The organism is Pseudomonas sp. BIGb0558, from assembly GCF_024807515.1.
GTDB classification, from domain to species: Bacteria; Pseudomonadota; Gammaproteobacteria; order Pseudomonadales; family Pseudomonadaceae; genus Aquipseudomonas; species Aquipseudomonas yamanorum_A.
Genome location: NZ_JANUEW010000035.1, coordinates 11,363 through 30,455 on the forward strand (window position 1 = coordinate 11,363; position 19,093 = coordinate 30,455).

Consider the following 19,093-nt stretch of genomic DNA (forward strand, 5'->3'; position numbering starts at 1 on the left):
GCTTCGCAAGAAACTTGCAGCGCTGAGTTCTTGTCACAACGCTGAGCGACGTCACCAGGACGATTGATCATGGGCAATCGGCATCGCCGGGGTTTCAAGCTGCCAATGGCCTTGTGAGTCTATATTTCAAACCTGGCTGTATTCCGTGACGCCTACTGATTCAGGCTTGCCCCCCAAAAAGCCAATAATGAACGAGCGGTGAAAATCTTGAAAAGTATGACCCGCGAGGAGCTTGAGTCAGAGATCAAGCGCTTACGATTGGCTCTCAGTAACGCCGGGATCGAGGCCCCTGACACTCAGGACATGGCGGCTCAACTGAAAGCCAGTCGAGCGGCACTTGCCGGAAGCGAGGCACGCCAGAGGGCGATCTTCGACAGTGCGGTCGATTTCGCGATGGTCGTGATCGACCCGCTCGGGTACATCACCGATTGGAATTCGGGAGCCACTCATGTCATGGGCTGGACCGCCGAAGAGGTGCGCGGTCAGAGCGTTGCGCTGTTCTTCACCCCCGCTGATCGCGAAAGCGGGCAGGTTGAGCGGGAAATGCAAAATGCGCTCCTGGAGGGCCGCGCCTCGGATGAGCGCTGGCACCTTCGCAAGGATGGCCAGCGGTTCTGGGCTTCAGGCGAGTTGCTGCCACTTTATGATGACGCCAGGGCCCACCTTGGTTTCGTGAAAATCCTGCGTGATCGCACCAACGAGCACCTGGCCGGCCGCGCGATTGTCGATGCACAGGAACGCTATCGATTGGCCGTCAAGGCCACCAGCGACGCGGTCTGGGACTGGGACCTGAATACCCACCAGATCATCTGGAACGAAGCACTGCAACAGGCCTACGGATTCCCGCTGGAGACCGTCGATACCACGGCTGAGTGGCGCTTCAGCCAAATTCACCCTCAGGACCGGGAGCGTGTAGAGAGCTCGATCCGCACCGCGCTTGAGGGGCATGGCACCACGTGGAGCGCCGAATATCGCTTTTGCTGCCAGGACGGTTCCTACGCCGAGGTGCTTGACCGAGGACACGTGATCCGTAACACCGACGGCCAGGCCGAGCGAATGATCGGTGCGATGCTGGACATGACCCGTTCCCGCAGCGCCGAAACGGCCTTGCGCCGCAGTGAAGAGCGCTTCAGCACGATCCTGGAAACGATCGAGGCGGCGTTCGCCATCGTCAAAGTCAAATTCGATGCCGACGACCGGCCGGTGGACTACTGCTTCGTCGAAGCCAACCCGGCTTTCGAGCGTCAGGCCGGCGTTAACCTGCGTGGCAAATGGGTCACCGAGTTTGCGCCCAATCTGGAGAGCTTTTGGTTCGAGAAATACGGGCACGTCGCCAAGACCGGAGAGCCGGCCAATTTCGAAAGCTACGCCAATACGTTCGAACGATGGTTCGATGTTCGCGCGGTCCGTGTCGGCGACCCAGCCGACCGGCAGATCGCAATCTTCTTCAGCGACGTCACTGAACGGCGAAATGCCCAGGAACGCCTTCTGGCAAGCGAGGCGGTTGCGCGCGAAAACATTGAGCGCGTCCAGCTCGCCCTCGCAGCGGGTGCCATTTTAGGCACGTGGCACTGGGACCTGCCCACCGACTGCTTCACCGTGGACGAAGCCTTCGCCAGGGTTTTTGACCTGGACCCAACGCTGGGCCTTGAAGGCCTCAGCCTCAATCAGATCGTTAGAAACGTGCACCCTGACGACAGAGAGGGACTTTCGGGGGCCTTGAATGAGGCCATTACGCGAGGAGGCGCGTATTCCCACCAATATCGCGTGCGTCGCGCTGACGGGAAGTACTACTGGATTGAAGCGAACGGACGAATTGAATGCGCCGAGGATGGCAGCCCGCTGCGCTTCCCCGGCGTGCTTATCGACGTAGAAGAACGTCGCGCGATGGAGGCCGAGCGAGATCGGGCGACGGCGGCGTTGAGGACGCTCAACGAAACGCTGGAGCAGCGGGTGTTGGCAAGAACGGCCGAACTGATGCAAACCGAAGAGAAATTGCGCCAGTCTCAAAAAATGGAAGCGGTTGGACAACTGACCGGTGGCATCGCGCATGACTTCAACAACCTGCTGGCCGGGATTTCAGGGGCATTGGAGCTGATGGGCACCCGGATAGCCCAAGGCCGCTTGATGGAGGTCGACAAGTACATGACGACTGCACAGGGCGCCGCCAAGCGAGCGGCGGCCCTCACGCATCGCCTTCTGGCCTTCTCCCGGCGACAGACACTCGACCCGCGGCCCACCGATGTGAATGCGCTGATGGAAGGGATGACTGAGCTGATTCAGCGCACGGTGGGCCCCGGCATTGTGGTGGAAACCGTCGAAGCCACGGGGCTTTGGCCCGCGCTTGTGGACGCAAGCCAACTGGAGAACTCGCTGCTGAATCTCTGCATCAATGCACGCGACGCCATGCCCGATGGCGGGCGCATCACCATCGAGACGGCCAATCGGTTGATGGCCCCTGAGGCTGCAAGCGCCCACGACATGCCCGAAGGCGAATACCTTTCTCTGTGTGTCACCGACACCGGCATGGGCATGACCCCCGATGTCATTGCAAAGGCATTCGACCCGTTCTTCACCACCAAACCCCTCGGCCAGGGCACCGGCCTCGGGCTTTCGATGATCTACGGGTTCGCCAAACAATCCGGCGGTCAGGTCAGAGCCTATTCGCAAGTGGGTCAAGGCACGACGATGTGCATCTACTTGCCACGCTACTTCGGGGAAGCCGGGCAAAACCGCGACGATAAAGAAAAAAGCCTAGCCACGGTCAGCAAAACCGGGGGGACGATCCTGGTGGTGGACGATGAACCCACCGTTCGGCTGCTCCTGACGGAAGTGCTGGGTGAACTGGGCTATACGCTGATAGAGGCGGCCGACAGTATCGCCGGGCTGGAGATATTGCGCTCCAACACACACATCGACTTGCTCATCACCGACGTGGGCTTACCAGGCGGAATGAATGGCCGGCAAATGGCGGATGCGGGCAGGGACGTCCGGCCAAACCTGAAGACGCTGTTCATTACGGGTTATGCGGAAAACGCCGTCATCGGCAACGGCCAGTTAGAAGCAGGGATGCAGGTGCTGACTAAGCCGTTTGCGGTCAAAACCCTGGTTTCCCGTGTCAGTGAACTCATGTCCTTGAGCACTGAATGACCGGCGACGCCCCATGAGTCAAAGGGGCGTGATTGAGCGTTAGTCGCAACTTGTTACAACTACCAGCACGCGCAAACCCTGTCGCTGAGGCGAAAAACAGGGACAAAAGCACGTCGCCACTCAATTTTCATAAAACTGTAACAACCCTATTGCAGAGTGCGGAGGCCAATTATCACAAGGAGTTTCCTTAATGAAGAGCTTGATGAAGTCCGCTGCACTCGCCGTTTCGGTATCTCTTTGTGCCAGCTCCATGGCTTTTGCTGCCGAAAGCGTTCGCCTGACCGGTTCCGGTGCAAGCTTCCCGGCACCGATCTACCTGACCTGGCTCAAGGATTTCAGCAAGAAGACCCCAGGTGTCACGGTGGATTATCAGTCCAAGGGCAGCGGCGCGGGCGTGCAGGACTTCCTGAATAAAACCGTCGATTTCGCCGCCAGCGACTCGGCCATGAAAGACGAAGACATCGCCAAGGTTGCCGAAGGCGTGCAGTTGCTGCCGATGACCGCGGGTGAAATCGTGCTGGCCTATAACCTGCCAGGCAACCCAAAAGGGTTGAAGTTGCCACGTGATGTTTACTCCAACATCTTCCTGGGCAAGATCACCAAGTGGAACGATCCACAGATCGTCGCCGCTAACCCGGACCTGAAGCTGACCGATACGCCAATCACCGTGGTCGTGCGTGCAGACTCCAGCGGTACCACCGCGGTATTCACCAAGCACCTGGCAGCGATCAACCCGACGTTCCAGAAAGAACTGGGTGAAGGCAACACCGTTAACTGGCCAGCCAGTGACAAATTCATCAAATCGCCTAAAAACGACGGTGTGACCGCCACCGTACGCCAGACCCCTGGCGCCATCGGCTACATCGAATACGGCTTCGCCAAGCTGGCCAAGGTTGACTTCGCCCAGTTGCAGAACAAGGCCGGCCATTATGTTGTACCGAACGCCGAAAGCGGTGCCGAGGCACTGGCAGCGGTGAAGATGCCGGAAAGCCTGGTGGCCTGGCTGCCGGACCCGGATGGCGCCAAATCCTACCCGATCACGTCCTATACCTGGATGATCTTCCGCAAGGACAACGGCAACCCGGCCAAGGCCAAGGCCATGCGTGAAATGGTCGAATACAGCCTGACCGAGGGGCAGAAAATCGCCGACTCGATGGGTTACATCCCTCTGCCGCAATCGGTTGTCGATCAGGTTCGCAAAGCGTCCGCCAACATCCAGTAATGCGCGTGAGGCCTCTCCCGGTGTGTGCTGTCATCAGCCACGCCGGGAGAGTTTCCCCCCTGGTCCGGAATTAGCCAATGAACAAACCCTTCGTCGTACCGGTTAACCCGGATTCTGCCTGCCAACCCCCCTCCGCAAAGGATTTCCTGGTTGACCGCACCTTCCGTGCGCTTGCCCGAATCGGGGTGGTACTGATTCTGGCATTGGTCGCCGCCTTGGTATTCGAGGTGGGACGCAAGGCTCTTCCCGGCATGGAGAAGCACGGTTTTGACGTGCTGTTCGGCAGTGTCTGGGACGTTAACCAAGGCAAGTACGGCATTCTGCCGGCCATTTGGGGCACGCTCTACAGCGCCCTGATCGCGCTGCTGATTGCAGGCTTTTTCGGCGTCAGCATGGCGATTTTCCTGACCCAGGATTTTCTGCCGGCAAAGCTGGCAGCTGTGTTTCGCACCATTGTCGAATTGCTCGCAGCCATCCCCAGCGTCGTCTACGGCCTGTGGGGTATCTACGTCGTGATCCCGGCGATTCGTCCATTGACGGCTTGGCTGAACAGCGAGCTGGGCTGGATACCTTTTTTCGGCACGTCCTTGAGCGGGCCAGGGTTACTCCCTGCCGCGCTGGTACTGGCCATCATGATTCTGCCGACCATTGCCGCGGTTTCCCAGGACGCCCTCACCAGCGTCCCGATGAAAACCAAACAGGCCGCCTACGGCATGGGGACCACCCACTGGGAAGCCATTCTCAAGGTGATGGTGCCATCCGCTGCCACCGGTATTTTCGGCTCCCTGGTCCTTGGCCTCGGCCGCGCACTGGGTGAAACCATGGCCCTGGCCATGTTGGTGGGCAACGCCAACAACATTTCGCTTTCCCTGTTTGCGCCGGCCAACACGCTGGCCGCCTTGTTGGCGCTGAACTTCCCCGAAGCCGGGCCCAACGAGATCGAGGTGTTGATGTACGCAGCCCTGGTGCTGATGTTCATCACGCTGCTGGTCAACGTCATCGGTTCGATGATCATGCTCTACGCCCAGCGGGGTACTAAACAATGACAGACCTCACGTCCCCAATCAGCGCTGTGCCCAGCCTGCAGCGCAAATTTGAAGGTCGCGCCCTGCGCAGCCTGGTGCTGACCACACTGGTCTGGCTTGGCGCACTGGTGGCCAGCGTGCCGCTGATCTCCGTGCTCTACATGCTGATCACCCGTGGCGGCGCACGCCTGAGCCTGGAAGTGTTCACCGAACTGCCGCCGACCGGCTTCGAGACCGGCGGCGGTTTCGGCAACGCCATGGCCGGTACCTTTGTGATGGTCGGCATCGCCGCTGCCATCGCGGTGCCGGTGGGCATCATGGCCGCCGTCTTCCTGGCTGAACTGGGGCCGGACAGCAAACTGGCGAACGCCTCGCGCTTTGCCGCCAAAATGCTCACCGGCCTGCCTTCCATCCTGGCCGGGGTATTTGCCTACGCCCTGGTGGTGATGACCACCGGTACCTACTCCGCTCCGGCGGGTGGCGTTGCATTGGCGGTACTGATGCTGCCCATCGTGGTGCTGACCGCCGAAGAGTCGATGCGCATGGTGCCCAAGATCATGAAGGACGCCGCCTACGGCATGGGCTGCACCCGCTCCCAGGTCATCTGGAAAATCATCTTGCCAACCGGCATGCCGGCGATCCTCACGGGCGTCATGCTCGCCGTGGCACGTGCTGCCGGCGAAACCGCGCCGTTGCTGTTTACCGCGCTGTTCAGCAACTACTGGATCTTCCACGACGGCAGCCTGGAGGTGATGAATCCCACGGCATCCCTGGCCGTGCTGATTTACAACTTCTCCGGCATGCCTTTCGACAACCAGCTCGAGCTCGCCTGGGCGGCCTCGCTGGTATTGGTGATGATCGTGCTGGTCGTGAATATTGTCAGCCGGATTTTCGGCAAGCCCAAGTATTGAGAACGGGAGCACCTGAATTTTGAACGTATCAACTGCGCAAATAGCCGCTCCGTTTGTCACCCAGGAGCCTGTGGTCATGGACTGCAAGCTCGACAAGATTTTCTACGGCAACTTCATGGCGGTACGTGACAGCCATGTGCCGATCGAGAAGAACAAGATCACCGGCTTCATCGGTCCTTCCGGCTGCGGCAAAAGTACCGTGCTGCGCAGCCTCAACCGCATGAACGACCTGGTGAAGGGCTTTCGCTTCGAGGGCCATGTGCATTTCCTCGGCCAGGACGTGTATGGCAAGGGTGTCGACCCGGTGGTCGTACGCCGCTACATCGGCATGGTGTTCCAGCAGCCCAACCCGTTTTCCATGAGCATCTTCGACAACGTCGCCTTCGGCCTGCGGCTGAACCGCTACAAAGGCGACCTGGGCGACCGCGTCAAGCACGCCCTGCAAGGTGCTGCGCTGTGGGACGAGGTCAAGGACAAGCTCAAGGTCAGCGGCCTGTCCCTCTCCGGTGGCCAGCAGCAACGGCTGTGTATTGCCCGTGCCATCGCTACCGAGCCCGAAGTACTGCTGCTGGATGAGCCGTGTTCGGCACTCGACCCGATCGCCACCCGCCGGGTTGAAGAGTTGATGGTCGAGTTGAAGAAGGACTACACCATCGCCCTGGTGACCCACAACATGCAGCAGGCCATCCGTGTGGCGGATACCACCGCGTTTTTCTCGGTGGACATCTCCCAGGGCACGCGCACCGGGTACCTGGTTGAAATGGGCCCGACTGCCCAGATTTTCGGCAGCCCGCGTGAACAAATGACCGAGGATTACATCAGCGGCAAGTTCAGCTGACCGGCCCCTTTACCGTTTCCCAGGATTGCCAATGCCCGCTCCACGTCGCCTTGATCTGCCTGCCATTGAACGCGCACTGCGTGAGGTACAGCGCCGCTTTGCCGAGCTCAGCCAGCACTTTACCGAGCAGCGCGACCCGTTGACCGACGAAGTGCTGCTCAATGTGCTTGAGGGCTACGCGCTGATTGACGATTATGTCGCTCGGGGTGTCGACCTGTTTGACCTTCAGCACCTGGACCTGATGCTGGAAATCAATGCCACCGTGCTCTGCGGCAAGGACCCGGCACGTCGCCAGGAGTACAGTCACCACCTGGCGGCCACCGAGCAGCACTTCTTCAACAACGTTGAGGGCGGCATCAAGGACTTGTACAACTGGTACTGCGCGTATCGCAGCGAATCAGTCTGGAAGCGCGCAGCCGGTGTGTATGTGCGAATCCTCAGCAAGCCGCAATTGTTCATCGAAGGCAACAACCGCAGCGGCTCGCTGATCGTCAGCTACTTGCTGATGCGCGCGGGTTTGCCGCCGTTCGTGCTGACACTTGAAAATGCCGAGGGCTACTTCAATCCCTCCTCGGTGATACGCAACTCTGCCAAGCATGGAGTCAAGGCGTTGTACGAATTGCCCAAGATCAAGAAAAAATACGCCGCCTTCCTGGAGGAACAGGCACCGGATCCCAAGGCGTTTTTCTTGAGCGACACACCGCAGCCCATCTATCAGGGAGGCCATTAATGAGCGGGTATCCAACGCTTGCCAGCAAATGCCGGACCTCCGGCAGGCGAGTCTTGCAAGCCGTGCGGCATGCCATGCCCACGGGTGTGCTCAAGCGCCCGCGCGTGCGTATCTCGTTTGATATCGATGACACGCTGGCCTGCCAACTCCATCATTCTGCCGTCGAGGCAAGCTGGCTACCCAATTGCGTTCATCGCTGGTGGGGTGAGCCGCTGCGTAGCGGCACCCGTTCCCTGACCCGGGAGCTGCGCCGCCAGGGGTGCAGTATCTGGGTGTACACGTCGTCTGGCCGGGCGCCTTCCTACATCAGGCGTTGGTTGATGCTGTACGGCATCCGCGTCGACGGGGTGGTGAACAGCGTGCTGCACACCCGCGCCCTGACGGTGCGCGGGCTGTCGAACACACCTTCGAAATTTCCGCCGGCCTTCGATATCGACCTGCACGTGGATGACTCCGAGGGCGTGCGGGCCGAGGGGCATGATCACGGCTTTCGCGTGGTCGTGGTTAATCCGCAGGATGAGAACTGGGCCCAGGCTGTTCTGGATGCGGTTGCAGGGGTGCAGGCGCAGCTTGTGAGGCAGCAGGCGCCCAGATGCAAGAACTCTGTGCGACCGCGGGGTGAGGTTTTTTCGTCCTGAGCTGTTTGATCTGAAAGGCAAACCTCCCGCTTCTCGGTCAATCCTCCCAGGGCATTCGCAAACGTGTGATCACGCTAACCCGCCAACATCCCGTAATCACGGATGGCCATGTCTTTCGCAAGCCTGCGCAGGAATTCCGCCTCGTTTTGCAGCAGCGCGACCATGTTCAGGACGGTACTGGCGTCGGCCGCCGTCAACCTGCGCAGCACGCCCAGCAAGTCAATCGCGCAGGCTTCGTTAACGGAGGCTGACTCGATCAGCCTGAGTTGCCGTCTTTGAATCTCGTGCAATGGGTCCATCAGTCAAACCTTGAGTGCAGTTGAGTTTGTCGTTAGCTGACAAAGCCGATTTTCAGGGGGGAGGGCGGGAGATCCAATCAGACTGCTCTGAATTCGCACACCCGAATCTCAATCTGCCGGAGGGGGAGCGGATGGTTCGAAAACAGGATGACTGAAGCTCGTAGTGCGAAACCCATGAAGCACTGCCTGCAAGGACGTGGCGTAGCTTGGGTCGTTCCAAGGCGTGGCTGCTCTGAGCAGGGCCTCCAGCCGTCCTGCTTCGCGGGCCACCTCTGGCCACTCGACACTGAGTGCCGCGCCGTGAAGACGGTGGGCTGCGTGGAGGGCCGGCTCCAGATTGCGTAGAACCATACCTTCAAGCAGCGCCAGTAGATCCCGTTCCAATGCTTCAAGGATCTGCTGATGGCCCACAGGCTGCCGGTCAGAGAAGGGGTGTGGCAGTAACGTGAGCGTCACGCCACACCATAACTCGATGGCATCCTGCAACTTGCCAAGGCTGATCGGCTTGCTGAGGATGCCGTCCATGCCGGCATCAAAACAGCGGGCGACATGCTGGTTGCCCGTAGAGGCGGAGATCGCAATGATGGGGCAGCGTGTTTGGGCGGCATCCTGTTCGATCATGCGGAACAGGCGCGTCAGCGAATAGCCGTCCTGGTCCGGCAGGTCACAGTCCATCAAGATCAGGTCATAGGTGCCTTGTTCGAAGCAATCCACGGCCTGGGCGCCGTCTCTGGCGATCACCGGCGTGCAGCCGAAGCCCTCGATCTGTGCTTGCAATACCGCCTGGTTGGCGACGGTGTCCTCCACGACCAGAATGCGCAAGGCCTTTGGTGCGGATGTGGCTGACCAGTTCGTGGTGGGGAGCAAGGTTTCAGCCTCTGTCGAGTCGGGCGGTGCCAACTCCGCGGTCAGCGACAATTCAACGCGCGTTCCCTTGCCCAGCGAGCTGTCCAGCGTGAGGGTGCCGCCCATGAGTTTAAGCAGGTCGCGACAAATGACCAGCCCCAGGCCTGTGCCACCTGAGCGCTTATAGGATTGTGCTGCCTGGCTGTAAGGCTGGAACAGGCGCACTTGGCTTTCCGGGCTCAGACCGATTCCGGTATCAGTGACGGTCAACCGCAACTGTTTGTTGCGCGACGAAGCCAGGTCACTGATCGCATAGGCAACTTCCACACCGCCGATTTCGGTGAACTTGATGGCATTGGACAGCAGGTTGTGCAGCACCTGCCCAACGCGGGTGCTGTCGAGCATCAACAGTGGCAGGTGGGATTCGCCGTCGACGCTGATTGATAAATGCTTCTCCCGGGCCCGCAAGCGATGCAGGTCAACGACGTTATTCACCAGGGTGCCGAGGTTCACCGGCTCGTATTCGAGCTTGACCTGCCCGGCATCTAGCTTGGAAATATCCAGTACGTCATTGAGCAGCCTCAACAACGATTGCGCGCCGTGGTTGGCCAGGTCGGCAAAGTGCTGTTGCTGCTTGTCCAGCGGTGTGTTGCGCAACAGTTCGACGGCCGCCACCACCGCATTCATCGGCGAGCGGATTTCATGGCTCATGACCGCCAGGAACATCGCCTTTTCCTGCTCGTTGCGCTCGGCACGCTGGCGCATGCGGTGGGTTTGGTAAATCGTGATGAGCAATAGCACTACCACCAGGACAATTAACGCGATTTCATGAGGGTAGTGGGACATGACTTCCCTGAGCGGCAGGTCCTGGGTGGCATGCTCGCGCAGCCAATTGGCGTGCAGGACGCGAACTTCGTCAGGGGTGACTGAATCGAGCGTCTTCTGGATGATTGAGTGCAGTAAAGGCTCGTTTTTCCGAGTGCCCATGCCAATTTGCGACGCCATACCGGTGAGCACCCCGGATATCTGCAATTGGCCCTGGAACTCTCGATAGAGAAATGGCAGCAGGTAGGCTTCGGTGGCAACTGCAGCATCAGCGGTGCCTTCGGCAACTTGCTGCAGCATCGTCAGGGCGCTGCCGCCGATGATCAATTTCGCCCCAGGTGCCTTCGTCGCGAGGAAGTCACTGTAGCGATCGAAGTAGGGCAGGGTCACGGTCAGCCGGTCCAGCTGTTCGGCCTCGAAAAGAGGCGGGCGCCCGATTCGGGTAATGATGACCGTGGTGGTATTCAAATAGGCTGAAGTAAGCAGCAGCCGGGGATCCTTACCACCGGGCCCATTAAGCCTGATGGTGGAGATAAGGTCCGCCTGACCGGTCATCAGCAGCTCTATGCGTTCCTGGATCGAGTGAGCGGAAACATAGTCGATCTTCAAGCCGGTTTTGTGGGCAATCAACTGCAGGTATTCAGCCGACAGTCCCTTGAGGCGGCCGTTCTCCACGTATTCGATTGGCGAAAGGCTGCCGACGACGGCGATTTGTAATACCGGGTGCTGTTCGATCCAGGCGTGTTCTTCAACGCTTAGATCCGGCCCGGGCGGCAGGGCACCGGCGTCCGCCCATGTCGCAGCCATCAGCAAGAGCAGGCTGGCGACCCAACGAGCGTGGCTCCTGATCATCATGTCTAGTCCAGAGTTTTCATGATCTTGAACAAGCCGTTATTGGAGGTGACCCCAAGCTTGCGAAAAGCGGTGGCCTTCTGCGTACTGATGGTCTTGATGCTGCGATTGAACTTTTCGGCGATCTCCGTCACCGTCATGCCTTCCAGATAGCAGCGGATCACTTCCTGCTCGCGAGCCGACAATGCCGCTCGCTGCAAGGCGTTGTCACTGATCGGCGTTTGCTCTGATTCGCCGGGCCTGGCTGCGTCGGCCACTTGATAAGACATGTCGGCACTCAGATAGATGGCGCCCGAGGCAACGGTACGAATCGCCTTCACCAGGCTTCCCAGCCCCTCATCTTTACCTACAAAGCCTCGCGCGCCGACACGCAAGGCAAGCGACACGGTGGCCGACTCGTGATGGCTCGACAGCACCAGGATACGACAGTCAGGGAAGCGGCTTCGCAAGGCGCGAATCAGGGAGACGCCGTCCAGTTCATCCCGTCCCAGAGCAAAGTCCAGCAGGAGGACGTTGGCAGGCATTGTCGCCATCCCGCGTATCAGTTCACGGCTGGTTTCATAGACGCCAACGATCTCGATGTATGACTCTTCGGCGAGGTGGCTGACAAGGCCGTGGCGTACCACTGCATGATCATCAAGGATCGCTATGCGTATGGTTTTCATGGTTGCCAATGGACACTCGAAAGTAGCCGGGTAACTAATCGATTAAAGACCATCTATCAATTCGGCTCCAGCAAAGGTGTAAATATCGTTAAACCGTACCGTGATAGTTTCCGGCACGCGCGGGGTGACGTTTACAGGTTCAATGGATGTGAACGCATCTCTATGCGGTGATCATGCTCAGGAAGACATCGCTCTCCATAGGCCGGGCCAGGGCGAAACCCTGCCCGGTGTTGCAGCCCAGCTTGTTCAGCAACTCGATACTCTCGGTATCTTCAATACCCTCGGTGATCAGGTTGATATTGAATAACTGAGCCAGACCGACGATACCCGAGATGATTTCCGACGAGTGCGCGAACTGGCCCACCGCACGCACCAGGGTGCCGTCAATCTTCATCTCGTCGAATGGCATGCGCGACAACAGTGACAACGTTGCAGCACCTGCACCGAAGTCGTCCAGGGACACTGGAAAGCCTTTGGCGCGCAAAGCGGTGATCGAGGCTAAAAGGGCAAGTTCGCTGTCGGGCGCCAGATCTTCGGTTAGCTCGATTTTGAGGCGCTTGCAGGGCAATCCCGCCCGGTGCATCTTTTGCGCGAGCCGTGTGGCCAGGCCATAGGCGCAGAGTGTTCGCGCCGACGCGTTGATGGCGATGGGGATCTCAATGCCCGCACGGTTCAACTTGCCCAAGGTGTCGATCACGGTCTTTTCGATAAAGCTGAACAGCAAGAGATCCAGCCCGAGCTGATTGATCATCGGGATCAGGATCGAGGGAGGCACATCCCCATGCTGCGGATGGTGCCAGCGAATCAGGGCTTCCGCGCCGACGATCGCTCGTGTCGCTAAATCGTATTGGGGCTGATAGACCACTCTTAATCCATCTCCGGTGGCGAGGGCCGCAATCACTTCATCGTCATTTAGCAATTGCTCCAGCTTTTCCTCGTTTGGGCTTCGCGGCGCCGGATGGGCGGTGTTTGCCAACTGACTGATAATTGCCAGGAGCTGTTCGGATTGTTGTTCAGCAGCGATCTCGACCTGGATACCTGAAGCCTTGGCAAGGCGCGCATGGGAAGCCAGCGCCGCCGTCGAGACGCCATTAAGGGTGTGCGTCCAGCCCTGCTCAAACCCTGCGGTAAGCAGTCCGGGCGGGAACGAAAGCTCGGATTGTGGCTGTGCGGTCCAGACGATATGCGGAATGCTGCACAGCAGCCCGGAAGCATTCAGGTCGCTGACACAGCACGGCAGCATCAGGCTGTCGACGTGGTCGGCGTGAACTTGCGCGACGATGATGTCGACAGGCTGATTGCGCAGGTGCGTCATCAATTCACTCAACGAGTTGATGTGTTCGATCTGAAATAGATGGCTCCCGCTGAGCTGCATGGCTACGCGGTGGGCGTACTGCTCGTCACTGGCCAGGATGACCAGGCTTTGCAAGGCTCGTTCGGAGGGGGCGACAACGTGGGCTGCCATCTGCGGATGCTCGGTGGTTGTGGTGAGTCCACATTTGAGCAAGGCGCAGGTGAGAGAACTATAAGACTGGGACTAAATCGTGGCCTAACCTTGTGCAGGTACCTGCCTCGGTCGATTCGAATTTTAAGAGCAGTCCGATATCGGCATTTTCGGATGCTCTACAGAATTCATCCTGATTCATAGCGGCTCGCAGCAACTGCGGGCATTACAGAACGAGTGCACGCACGCTGTCGCCGACGGTTCCTGCCTCTGCACTTCAATGCCACGTCGTACGGGTTCATACCGGCGATGTGTGTGCTACAGGGTGAGTTATTGTGAAAGTTACGTCGCGTTCAGTCTTGCCGTTTGCGTTCCTGCGATCAGCCCCGCTCAATCCGATTCGCTACTGGGTTCGCATGCGTTATTGCCATGCGCCTGACGCTTGTCAGTCCCCACGCCGTCAACGGGATTGGGCGCTATGGGGGGTGATGACCCTGACCGGCATCACGGCATTGCTGAGTGCACCTGCCCATGCGGGCAATGGTGTCCACATCAACGCGAATGCGGATGGCCAGTGCGTCAGTTTGAATGACCCGCAGAACAACGATGGCAATGCCACGACGTATCTTGCGCAAACCCTGACCTTCAAGGACCAGGCGTCGAACAAGTGCGACTCCGCGACCAAGGGCTCCCAGACCGATTCGGTACTGTTTTACCGCCCAGGGGGCGTTTCCGGCGTAGGGGCAACCTCACTGACCCTGGGCGGCGAACTATACGTCAACAGCGGCCGGGTGATACTTGGGCAGCCAAGCGGCAGTATGGCGATCGGTAACGAGAGTACCAAAGCCAGCGTCAACGGCGCGGCCATTGGTCATGGTGCCCAAGGCATTGGCGGCTGGGGCATGGCGGCGGGCTTCCAGGCCAAGTCCCTGGCTGACTATGCCCATGCATTTGGCTATAACGCCCAGGCCACGAATCAGTACGCCACGGCTATCGGCGCCAATTCGGCGGCGGCGGGAGAGCGTGCTACTGCCATTGGTGCCGGTGCATCGGCCAGTGGCGGCGGGGCGTTTGCCGCGAGTCGTGACGCCAGGGCGGATGGCACCCACAGCGTGGCGGTGGGCTCCGAGGCCAGCGTGACGGCCAGTAGCAATGAAGGGGTTGCCTTGGGGAACAAGGCCAGCGCACAACACAATTACGGCGTTGCACTGGGCAGTGGCGCCACAACGCAGAACCTGAAGGCGGTGACGCCGGTGACGATCAATGGCACGCCCTACAGTGTCGACAGTACGTCGGCAATGGGCGTGGTCAGCCTGGGTAATGCCAGCCAGACTCGCCAACTGATCAACATGGCTCCGGGGGCGGTTGGCGCCACCAGCACCGATGGCGTCAATGGCGCCCAGTTGTTCGTCGCCTACGATGCGATCCAGAAACTTGGGGATCGGGAGCTGGCGGCCACTCAGTCGGTGGCGGATGCCCTCGGCGAGGGTACTGCGGTCAAGGACGGCAAGGTGCAACTGCCGGCCTTTTCCCTGATCAGCCTGGGCGCTGGCGTGGCGCAGCCCACGTCGGTGGTGGGGGCGATCAAGGCCTTGGATCAGGCCCATAAAGGCACGCAGGAAGCCTTGAGTGACGTGGATCAACTGGCCAACAACACGGCTGAGCAAGTCCGTTTAGCGATGGCCGAGAAATACTTGCGCTGGGACGAGGGTCAGCGAGCCTACACCGCCAGTGAAGGTGCCAGCCCCGAGAACCGCATTGCCAATGTGGCCGCCGGCGTGGCCGCGACGGATGCGGTAAACAAGGGCCAGTTGGACGCTGTGGAAAGTACGGCCAACAATGCAAACAGCCTTGCCGGTAGCGCGCTGGCCGGTGCCAGTGCGGCGCAGGCCAGCGCTGACGATGCCCGCAAAACGGCAAGCGCAGCGCAACAGGGTGCCGACGCAGCCCTGCAAACGGCGGCGGGAGCACGGGCAACGGCGGATAATGCGCAGAGCACCGCCAGGGACGCCGCCAGCTCGGCCGATGCCGCACAAAAAACGGCAGACACCGCGCAAGGCTCTGCCACAGCCGCGCTGGGGGCCGCAGAAACTGCGCAGGCGAGCGCTGATGCCGCCCAAGGCACGGCCAACTCGGCACTCGGTTCGGCAAGCGGCGCGCAGCAAACGGCCCAGGCCGCACAGGCGGCAGCGGCCGTGGCGGAAAATTCGGCAACGACGGCGCAGCGAACGGCCGAGACCGCAGAAGGCAAGGCCAGCTCTGCGTTGGCCGGGGCGGATGAGGCCCGTAAGGTGGCGGACGGCGCGCGAGGTGCTGCCGATGCCGCGTTGGTCAAGGCTGACAGCGCTGAGAAGAGCGCAGGCGCGGCGCAAGGCACCGCCAGCACCGCGCTGGGCTCTGCGGCAAACGCCCAGAAAACCGCCGACTCCGCCCGGGGAACTGCCGAGCGGGCGCAAGGCGCCGTTGCGGCTGCACAGCAGACGGCCGAAAACGCACAGGGTGTCGCCAACACTGCCCTGGGTTCGGCAGCCACCGCACAGAAGACGGCCGATGCCGCACAGGGTGTCGCCAGCACAGCACTGAGTTCGGCCTCTGAAGCGCAAAAAGGCGCGGCAGCAGCCCAAGGCACTGCCGACACCGCGCGGGCCACGGCCTCCAGCGCCCAACAAGCCGCGAATGCTGCGCAAGGCACTGCCGATACGGCGCTGGGCACGGCCGTTCGGGCTGGGGATGCCGCTACGGCCGCCCAAGGCTCCGCCGACACCGCCTTGGCTGCAGCCGCCACCTCCCACAAGGCCGCCGACGCGGCCCAAGGCACCGCGAACGCGGCGCTGGACAAGGCTGCCGTGGTGCAGAAAGGCGCCGATGCCGCACAGCTCACTGCCAATCAGGCGCTCAGCGCCTCCGAGGGTGCGAGGCACTCCGCCGACGCTGCACAAACCACTGCGGATTCCGCATTGGCAACGGCGACAGGTGCGCAGACGGCCGCTCAATCGGCCCAGGACCGTGCCGATACCGCCGTCAGTTCGGCGGCTGGCGCACAACAGGCCGCCAATGCCGCGCAAGGCACAGCGGACACAGCCCTTGGCGCGGCCTCCACGGCACAGCACAACGCCGACGCCGCCAAGTCCACCGCAGACCAGGCGCTGAGCACGGCCTCGACGGCGCACCAGGCGGTCGAGACGGCCCAAGGCACGGCCGACGCGGCACTGACTGCTGCAGTCAACGCACAAAACGCGGCAGGCAACGCCCAGGAAACCGCTGACAACGCATTGACCTCGGCGAGCCGGGCGCAGCACACCGCGGAGGCGGCCCAAGGCACAGCTGGCGCCGCACTGAGTTCAGCTTCCGGTGCGCAGGCAACCGCTGAAAAAGCCCAGGGTGCTGCCGATACCGCCCTGGCTTCGGCATCGTCGGCGCGCAACGCGGCGGACAAGGCCCAAGGCACGGCGGACGCCGTCGGGCGCTCGGCGAGCGATGCGCTGCAGGCTGCGGCCACGGCACAGACCCGCGCCGACAACGCCATGGACGCCGCAAACAGTGCCCAGCGAGGGGCGGACGCGGCTCAAGGCACCGCCGATGGGGCCAAGGCCACTGCGGATGTCGCCGCCGGCCAGCTCAAGGGCCTGGACGGCGGCCAGACCGTCGTCCAGCGCATTGACGCGGCGATCCGGGGCGCCGCAGGTGTGGCCAGTGAGTTCGTCGCCAAGGCACTGGGAGGAGGTTCTACCGTGGACGCCGATGGCCAGCCGACAGCGCCGGCCTATGCAATCAGTCAGATCAATGCGGACGGCAGCGTTCAGCCCGCGCCTCAAACCCATGACAATGTGGGCGATGCTCTGACTGCCCTGGACCGTAATGCCGGCGCGGTCAACACCGCCGTGAACCGCCAGGGTGCGGCACTCGGCGCCTTGGGTGAGGACGTCCGGGCGCTGCGTGACGACAGCGTTGTGTGGGACGAGACTAGCGGCGCTTATACCGCGGGTCGCGGCGCAGATCGCAGTGAGCCTGCCCGCATCGGTAACCTGGCGGCCGGTATTGCGCAAACCGATGCCGTCAACAAGGGGCAGCTCGATACCGTCGCGCTCACCGCATCGCAGGCGGGCAACGCCGCCGACGCGGCCCACGCCGCTGCGGTGAAGGCCCAGGATACGGCGGATGGCGCGGTGGTTGCTGTTGCCTCCGCCCAGACTGCCGCTGATACCGCGCAACAAGCCGCCGATACCGCAGGCGGCACTGCTGCCGGCGCACGTGAGGCGGCAAACGCTGCCCACACACTGGCCAGCCAGGTTGGCCAGGTGGCCGACCGTGCTGCAGCACAATTGCAGGGGCTGGAGGAGGGTGAAACCGTGCTTGATCGCATACAGGCAAAGAGCCGCGCAGACCGACAAGCATTGGCCGATGCGTTGGGCGGTGGCGCTGCTGTCGACGCGAAGGGCGCCGTGAAGGCACCAGCCTACGCTGTGACCCGAATCGACCCTGAGGGTGGCCCTACCGATCAGGTCCGGGCAGGCAATGTCGGCCAGGCGATCGAGGCGCTCGACACGTCGCTGAATGCGGTCAACACCAAGGCCGGCAAGGCCACGGCGGATGTGGGCAGCTTGCGCGAGCAGGTGAGCAATGGCCAGGTCGGTCTGGTTCGCCAGGACTCCCTCAGCCGGGATATCCAGGTGGCGCGGGACACTGACGGCGTTCGTGTCGATCTCAGTGGTACCCAGGGGCCCCGGATTCTGACGGGTGTGAAGGAGGGGGCCTTGAGCGCCGACAGCACCGATATCGTCAATGGCCGACAACTCGACGCCGTCAACCGGCAGGTCAAGCAGTTGGCGCAACAAGCCTCCGGCATCGCCGTTGACACCCAAGGCAATGACAAGGCAACGGTGACGCCGGGTAGCAAGGCCGTGGCGGTAGGGGCCAACGCCCAGGCCGGCAGCGAGCGCAGCGTTGCGGTGGGGGCTGGTGCCGCGGCCCAAGCGCCTCGCAGCACCGCACTGGGGGCAGGTGCCAGGGCCGATGTGCCAGGCAGCGTCGCGCTTGGCTCCGGCTCCCAGGCCTTGCGGGCGAATACCGTCTCAGTGGGCGCGCCGGGTGCGGAGCGGCAAATCACCAACGTAGCGGCAGCCAGTGAGGCGACCGATGTCGTCAATCTCGGCCAGGCTACGCAGATCTCCAACCAGGCCGCTGACCGCACGCTGCGGCAAGCCAACGCCTATACCGACAGCGAGATCAGCGCGGTGCGCCAGGACGCCTATGCCGGCATCGCGTCAGCGATGGCCATGGCAGCCTTACCTGTGGCGTCGACACCGGGCAGGAGCATGGTGGCCATGGGGACGTCGGTCTACGAGGGGCAGTCAGCCTTGGCCGTCGGCCTCTCGGGTCGCACCGAAGATGGCCGGTGGGCTTACAAGGCCAATGGCTCGGGCAGTGCCCAGGGGAGTGTAGGGCTGGCGGTCGGCGTGGGTTACGAATGGTAGAGCCTGAGCTCGGCAGGTCGAGGGCCTGGCCATCGGCCTGCCGATTTAGGAGCAGTCCGATAGTCCCAGCCGGCGTTGCTACCCACAATAACCCTCAGTAATCATTGCCCGCTATCGCAGCAGGCACCACCCGTAGAACCCGTCTCAGCCATCGGATTGCCGTGGCGCCTGGTT

12 protein-coding genes are annotated in these 19,093 nt (G+C 61.4%); 8 read left to right on the forward strand and 4 right to left on the reverse strand.

The window, feature by feature from the left end; translation table 11 throughout:
• Positions 1-216: 216 nt before the first annotated feature.
• From M2400_RS27305 to M2400_RS27335, 7 genes are all read left to right on the forward strand, one after another.
• Positions 217-3,150, forward strand: coding sequence for a PAS domain-containing protein (locus tag M2400_RS27305; protein ID WP_405046215.1), 2,934 nt, complete (start codon positions 217-219; stop codon positions 3,148-3,150).
• A 190-nt stretch (positions 3,151-3,340) separates the two neighbouring features.
• Complete coding sequence (gene pstS, locus M2400_RS27310; RefSeq protein WP_177047468.1) at positions 3,341-4,372, forward strand: phosphate ABC transporter substrate-binding protein PstS; 1,032 nt, start codon at positions 3,341-3,343, stop codon at positions 4,370-4,372.
• 77 nt (positions 4,373-4,449) lie between these two features.
• Complete coding sequence (gene pstC / locus M2400_RS27315) at positions 4,450-5,418, forward strand: phosphate ABC transporter permease subunit PstC (RefSeq protein WP_177047466.1); 969 nt, start codon at positions 4,450-4,452, stop codon at positions 5,416-5,418.
• Complete coding sequence (gene pstA / locus M2400_RS27320; RefSeq protein WP_177047464.1) at positions 5,415-6,308, forward strand: phosphate ABC transporter permease PstA; 894 nt, start codon at positions 5,415-5,417, stop codon at positions 6,306-6,308. The genes pstC and pstA overlap by 4 nt, the downstream gene beginning before the upstream one ends.
• Positions 6,309-6,384: 76 nt before the next feature.
• Entirely contained in the window at positions 6,385-7,146 is a 762-nt protein-coding gene (pstB, locus tag M2400_RS27325; RefSeq protein WP_218171024.1) for a phosphate ABC transporter ATP-binding protein PstB, read from the forward strand.
• Positions 7,147-7,177: 31 nt separating this feature from the next.
• Positions 7,178-7,876, forward strand: a complete 699-nt coding sequence (locus M2400_RS27330) for a hypothetical protein (protein WP_259199045.1) — start codon at positions 7,178-7,180, stop codon at positions 7,874-7,876.
• Positions 7,876-8,514 carry a hypothetical protein gene (locus M2400_RS27335; protein WP_259199046.1) on the forward strand — a complete coding sequence of 213 codons (639 nt, stop codon included), beginning with the start codon at positions 7,876-7,878 and terminating at the stop codon, positions 8,512-8,514. Before M2400_RS27330 ends, M2400_RS27335 begins: the two co-directional genes overlap by 1 nt.
• 74 nt (positions 8,515-8,588) lie before the next feature.
• On the opposite strand, the gene M2400_RS27340 is transcribed toward M2400_RS27335, so the two are convergent.
• The 4 genes from M2400_RS27340 to M2400_RS27355 all read right to left on the reverse strand — a co-directional run bounded on the left by M2400_RS27340 (position 8,589) and on the right by M2400_RS27355 (position 13,466).
• Positions 8,589-8,813, reverse strand: a complete 225-nt coding sequence (locus M2400_RS27340) for a hypothetical protein (protein WP_177078819.1) — start codon at positions 8,811-8,813, stop codon at positions 8,589-8,591.
• 108 nt (positions 8,814-8,921) lie between these two features.
• Entirely contained in the window at positions 8,922-11,339 is a 2,418-nt protein-coding gene (locus M2400_RS27345; protein WP_177078818.1) for an ATP-binding protein, read from the reverse strand.
• Positions 11,340-11,341: 2 nt separating this feature from the next.
• The gene (locus M2400_RS27350; protein ID WP_259199047.1) at positions 11,342-12,001 is read right to left on the reverse strand and encodes a response regulator transcription factor; all 660 of its coding nucleotides are present in this window, start codon (positions 11,999-12,001) and stop codon (positions 11,342-11,344) included.
• Positions 12,002-12,161: 160 nt separating this feature from the next.
• On the reverse strand, positions 12,162-13,466 hold the full coding sequence (locus tag M2400_RS27355) for an EAL domain-containing protein (RefSeq protein WP_177078816.1): 1,305 nt from the start codon (positions 13,464-13,466) through the stop codon (positions 12,162-12,164).
• Between the two features lie 467 nt (positions 13,467-13,933).
• Between M2400_RS27355 and M2400_RS27360 the strand changes: the two genes are divergently transcribed.
• Positions 13,934-18,919: a YadA-like family protein gene (locus M2400_RS27360; RefSeq protein ID WP_259199048.1), complete on the forward strand. Its 4,986-nt coding sequence runs from the start codon at positions 13,934-13,936 to the stop codon at positions 18,917-18,919.
• Positions 18,920-19,093: the final 174 nt, after the last annotated feature.